Raw genomic sequence first — 5,363 nt, forward strand, 5'->3', positions numbered from 1 at the left:
GCTGTGCAGCCGAAGGCATAATGCTGAACAACTGTTGCCTGGCGGACAGTTGCGGCTTTCGCCACCACTCGCAGAATTCTCGCTCAGGAATAGAAGGTCGGTATCGGACGCTTGCCGTTCAAGGCCCAGTCGCCCAGCTCGTGCAGCTTGTAATCCAGCGGATCGTGCAGGGTCTGGGTGCGCAGGTTGCGCCAGAAACGGTCCAGTCGCAGAGCAGCATGTGTAGCCCTGGCACCGGTCACTTCAAACAGTCGGCTGCACAGATCCAGACCTGTGCGAGTGGCTGCGACCTTGGCGCTGCTGATGGACAGTGCCAGGCGCGCACGTTCTTCGCTGCTCAGGTCCGGTCCCTTGTTCCAGGCTTCGTCCAGTTGTATGCAGGCACGCTCCACCAAGGCACGCACACCTTCAAGAGCTGCCCAGAATTCGCCGTAATGGCGCAAGACATAAGGATCTTCGCTGATGTCCCGGGCCAGGGAGCTGAACCACGGGCGACTTTCCTTGAGGGTGTACTGCCGGGCTTCCTCGAAGGCGCCTTCGCTGATGCCCAGGAAAAGGTTGGTGAAGTGCAACTGGGCAATCAGCGGACGCAGGCAGGCAAACGGGGTACTCAGCGGGCCCGGATCGAGCAGCAGTTCCGATTCTTCGATACGCACCCGCTCGAAGGTTGCGCTGCCGCTGTCGGTCTGGCGCTGGCCCATGTTGTCCCAGTCGTCGTGCAGGGTAATACCGGTGCGACCGCTGGGAATCGCGGCAATCACCAGCTTGCCACCGGCATTCTCATCCACCGCCGACGCGATGAGCATTTCCGAGTCGCTGGCCCCGGAGCAGAAACTCTTGCGCCCGGAAAACTCACGCCAGCCGTCAAAGGTCTTCATCACGGTTCGGGTGTCCAGAGGGTTCAGCGCGTTGCCCCAGAACCAGTTCTGCCGGGCCGTCTGCTCGAACCACGGGTGCCATTGCTCGGGTCTGGCAAACAACCGGACCGTGGCCAGCATCAGGTGGTGGAAGCCGAAGACATGGGCAATGGAACTGTCGACCCTGGCGAACTCACGCACCACGTCGAAGGTTTCCTGCCAGTTGGCACCCAGGCCACCAAAGCGGGTCGGGATACTCAGGGCCAGTAGCCCGCTGCGGCGCAGGGCCTCGCGCTCGGCCAGTGGTGTTCCACCGTTCTTGTCGCGTTCGGCAGCGTTACTGGCAAAATCCGTCGCCAGATTGCGGGCCAGTAGCAGAGGTGAAGCGAAGGACGCGGACAGAGGAGAGGTCACAGGCATCCTCCTGCGCAGACAGACTCAAGCCAGTTGTCTGGCAGCATCGCGTGGGCAGTCGGGATAAAAGGGCGAGAGGCCCCACCTGAAACAGCGATGACCTTCAATAGTCCACTCATGTTCGATTCCTTTGTGATGAGGCTCTGTGATCAGAGCTGCATCGCTCGGGTGGCAAGTCCTGTGCCAGAGTGTAATGGGCTGATTTATATGGATTTTATCCTTACGGGTAGAGTGATGATGTTGCTTGAGGGCGTGCTCTGTTGCTCAGGTGTTGGTGGGGCAACAGTAGTGAGAGTGTGTGGGGGCGGGCAGGCAGGCACTGGGGAAAAGTGGCCTTTCCTATCTTGGGCCTTGCAGCTTGTAACCCATGCCATGAACGGTGTGCAGCAGAGGGATATCAAAAGACTTATCAATGACTTTGCGCAGTGTGTAAATACTGGTCCGCAAGCTGTCCGAGTCGGGTGTATTGCTACCCCAGAGCGCCTGCTCAAAATCCTGCCGCTTCACGATGGCCGGGCTTTTACGCATGAGCAGTTCAAGAAGTACCATGCTGGTAGGGTTGAGCTTGAGCAAGCTTCCTGCACGCCTGACTTCCAGGGTGTCCAGATCGTAGGTCAGGTCATGTATCTGCAACATGCGTTTTTTCATACCGGTAAAGCGTCGTGCGACGGATTCAACCCGGGCAAGTAACTCCGACAGTGCAAAGGGTTTGACGATGTAGTCGTCTGCACCCACATTGAACCCTGATATACGATCATCCAGTGCGTCACGAGCCGTCAGCATCAAGATGGGAACATGCTGCACGGTGTTTTCCCGCAAGGTTTTACACAGGAGAATACCGTCCATGCCTGGCAGCATAAGGTCCAGAATAATAGCGTCATAATTACCGGTGACGGCATGATGTAATCCGGTCAGCCCGTCCGGCGCACCAGTCACTTCAAAACCTTTAAGAGTGAAGTACTCGGTAATGTTGGCGAGGATGTCTTTGTGGTCTTCAATAACAAGTATGCGCATTACGCAGCTCTTTATCTTTATGGCGTCAGGCCTGTAGCAGTTGGAGAAAAAGGTACTCAGGTAAACGTCAATTTAAAGTGAAATCGTTGTCAAAAGTCTCTTTTCATTCCCTTTCATCAGGTCGCTGTGGCCTGGCGCGTCGATTTTTCCTACGAAAATTTGACAACTCATTGACCTCGCGGTGACAGCGTCTTGAATAGCCTTTAGGCCTGAGGTCGGGGATGCGAATACAGCACTTATAAAAAACCGACAAAACTCTGGTCAAGGAATCATGGCGTGGCTTTTACTCGGCTTTATAGTGCGGTGTCCGAAAAGCAACTTCTTCATAAACAACATACCCACAAGTCTGGCATAAAGAATGTCGCGCTCTTTCTTGCACTATCAGCGCTCTTGGCAGTCTTTGTCTGGTTATGGACAGCGACTCGTATCGTTGATTTGAGCGTGGGTGACAATATGAGCCGGTCGGGGCTTTATGGTCAGTGGGCGAAGGGCGATGTTGTCGTCATGATCCGGCATGCCGAGCGTTGTGATCGTTCTCATAATGCCTGTATGGGAGACGCTGATGGCATCACCATTATTGGCAGCCAGGCGGCCATGAAAGTCGGAGCCGGTTTGCAGCAGTTGGGTCTGGAAAAGGCAAGCATCATCACCAGCCCGTTGACTCGAACCAGGCAAACGGCTGATCTGATCTCGGGTGGCACCGCGCTGACCCAGCGCTGGGTTGAAGATTGCGACAGTGGTTTCAAGGAGGCGGTGCTGGCGCACAAGAAACCAAACGAGAATCTGGTGTTAATCACTCACAGTGGTTGTATCGATCACTTCGAGCGCAAGATGGGCGTTCGTGGAGGACAGCGCAGTAGCGCTTACACGCAGGCTTTCTTTGTGAAGGTAGATGGCAGGCATGCACCGAAGATGCTTGGAGCGTTGGAGGCAGAGCATTGGGACGGTGTGAGTAACGTTCAGTTGAATTGAGGTTTCGCCGCGAGCGCTCTTGCCAACGGAGTAATGCCGATCAGTTAAGGCGTACACATTACTAATGTGGGAGGGGCCTTGGCCGCGACGACTTGAGTGAAGGCAACACATTTTTGAGCACTCACTGAAACTGTCGCGGCCAAGGCCCCTCTCACGGTTTGTTATCCTGGCCACCCGTTTTTTTGAAGCCCGCCTCTTTGCTCTTGCAGCAAGCTCACGAAAGAGGGCTATTCAGAAGTCGCTCCAGTCCATCCCACATGCTTTTCACGGGCTCTCGTTTTCTGGGGTCAATAAGATTGAGCTCTTCGACGGTATGGTTCATTTTGCCGAAGTTGCAGGGCGCGCAGGTCAGCACGGTATTGTCTAGGCTGTTGTAACCACCGCGAGCATGGGCCAGAACGTGATCGTATTGGGCCCAAAGTGCTTGAAAGGCCGCATGCTGACCAGCGTTGGTTATCCCCCAAGGCAAGGCGTCTGGGTAGTTTTTGGCCAGCACAGTACGTATTTCTGCTCGTATCACAGGTACACCACAGAACCTGCAGTGAAAGCCGTCGCGCTGATGAACCATTTTCTTCTCGGTCGCACTCGGCATCCTGACCGGAATTCGGTTGTTCTTGAGCAACTTTGGTGGCGCTCCCGGAACCGTTCGCGGTTTAACATACTGGCTGGCTTTACCCCACAATGACTCTGTCCATTCCCGGACCTCATCCATGTTGGCAGCGCGTATCAGATGTTCGGCAAGCTCAGTATTTTTCGCCAGGTGGGCAGACACTGCAGCGTCAAGGTAGCGGGCTGCATCCAGCACTTGAGGTACGGGGTTTCTGAAGCAGAGCCTGGGCATGTCATCAGTAACACAGTCTGTGCTTGGCATTGCAGTTCTTCTGCTCCTGCTCTTTGTCCAAATGGCCAGTAGCGCAGGAAAGTGTTTGGATAGTGAACGAAGCGAAGACCTTCACACAGCCTCTTCAGGCCCCCGCCATCCACCTTGCCAAACCATGCCGCCCACTGATGCCAAGCTTCACTGTGGCTCGCTTGAGGTAGGTTTCTACCGAGCTGGCCTTGACTCGCAGTCGTTGCGCCATCTCCGGTACGGTGCCCCCGGTCAGCAGGCCGAGGCAGACTTCCTGTTCGCGTGCGGACAAAATGATGGCATCCTGTGCCAGGCGGCCGCTGAAAGCCTGATGCATGGAGGCGGCTTCTGCTTCCTGCTCGGGTTCGACACGTGCCGTGCTTGCTACACGAGTGACGGGTTGCGCGAGAAGTTGTGCATGATGCTCGACCAGCGGCAGCAGTGTGTCGGACAGGCTCTTGAGCAGTGACAACTCGCTCAGTGAGAACGGTCGCAAGGTCGGCAGGCGATAGAAACAGATGATCCAGCGCTGCTCACCACGGCTCGAAACCAGATTGCACTGGTGAATCGTGTACTGCGGATTCTGCGTGTTCGAGGGGACCTTGAGCTGGATCAGCAGTGGTGCGTCCATCTGCATGACACTCTGCAGGAGGGGTGGACGCTGAGTGTTGGCCGCCGGGAAGTCGTATTGCAGGCCGGCATTACCGAGGCTGTTGGTCTGGCTGATGCAGGCCTGTGGGACATCCAGGACCCACTCATTGAGATCAAGGCCGTGAACCGGGACCAATGCATCGACAAGTTGCAGCATCTGTCTGGCAAAGGCGTTGCTGCCGGTGCTGGAAATAAGCTGACCCAGATGCTGATAAAAACGCGGGTCGTGACTGTGCTCGAGAGAGGTTGCCAGTTTCATACTTCTATCTTCCCTGATTCTGACCGTACTGATTGATAGTGGCCGATTCCTTATGTTGACGCCTGAATAATGACGCTGACGATGGTCTTATTCAATCCCAAGGGTTTGTTCTGTGTCTGTAGTGGAAAACCGGGACAGGCGCATTATTGGATATGAACTTTATCTGACAAAGATAATCTCTTCGCTCGGTGACGAGCGGTCGAAACAGCTAACTGCGTGGGCCAGAGCGGCTGTCAAGATTTTTTTGAGTGGTGGCTATACGCCATTGTAGGGGTTTTCTGGGACATACAGGTTCGGCAGGGCGGTGCTTGAATCCGCGGCTTAACTGCCTAGAAGGACCTGGACC

Annotated in this window: 5 protein-coding genes; 1 reads left to right on the top strand and 4 read right to left on the bottom strand. The window is 55.4% G+C overall.

The window, feature by feature from the left end; all coding sequences use genetic code 11:
- Positions 1 to 83 precede the first annotated feature (83 nt).
- Both K5D32_RS07285 and K5D32_RS07290 read right to left on the bottom strand, forming a co-directional pair.
- Positions 84 to 1,271 (bottom strand): acyl-CoA dehydrogenase family protein, encoded by a 1,188-nt coding sequence (locus K5D32_RS07285; RefSeq protein ID WP_311775772.1) that lies wholly within the window; start codon positions 1,269 to 1,271, stop codon positions 84 to 86.
- Between the two features lie 339 nt (positions 1,272 to 1,610).
- Entirely contained in the window at positions 1,611 to 2,285 is a 675-nt protein-coding gene (locus K5D32_RS07290; RefSeq protein ID WP_221576240.1) for a response regulator transcription factor, read from the bottom strand.
- 276 nt (positions 2,286 to 2,561) lie between these two features.
- Between K5D32_RS07290 and K5D32_RS07295 the strand changes: the two genes are divergently transcribed.
- A complete protein-coding gene (locus K5D32_RS07295; RefSeq protein ID WP_221599611.1) occupies positions 2,562 to 3,257 on the top strand; it encodes a histidine phosphatase family protein in 696 nt (231 codons plus the stop codon).
- 214 nt (positions 3,258 to 3,471) lie between these two features.
- Here K5D32_RS07295 and K5D32_RS07300 read toward each other — a convergent pair whose 3' ends face one another.
- Together K5D32_RS07300 and K5D32_RS07305 are read right to left on the bottom strand one after the other, a co-directional pair.
- Entirely contained in the window at positions 3,472 to 4,128 is a 657-nt protein-coding gene (locus K5D32_RS07300) for an HNH endonuclease (protein WP_260407284.1), read from the bottom strand.
- A gap of 94 nt (positions 4,129 to 4,222) precedes the next feature.
- Entirely contained in the window at positions 4,223 to 5,017 is a 795-nt protein-coding gene (locus K5D32_RS07305) for a helix-turn-helix transcriptional regulator (RefSeq protein WP_221576238.1), read from the bottom strand.
- Positions 5,018 to 5,363 lie beyond the last annotated feature (346 nt).

The sequence above is a fragment of the Pseudomonas cichorii genome, from assembly GCF_019719005.1.
GTDB lineage: Bacteria > Pseudomonadota > Gammaproteobacteria > Pseudomonadales > Pseudomonadaceae > Aquipseudomonas > Aquipseudomonas cichorii_E.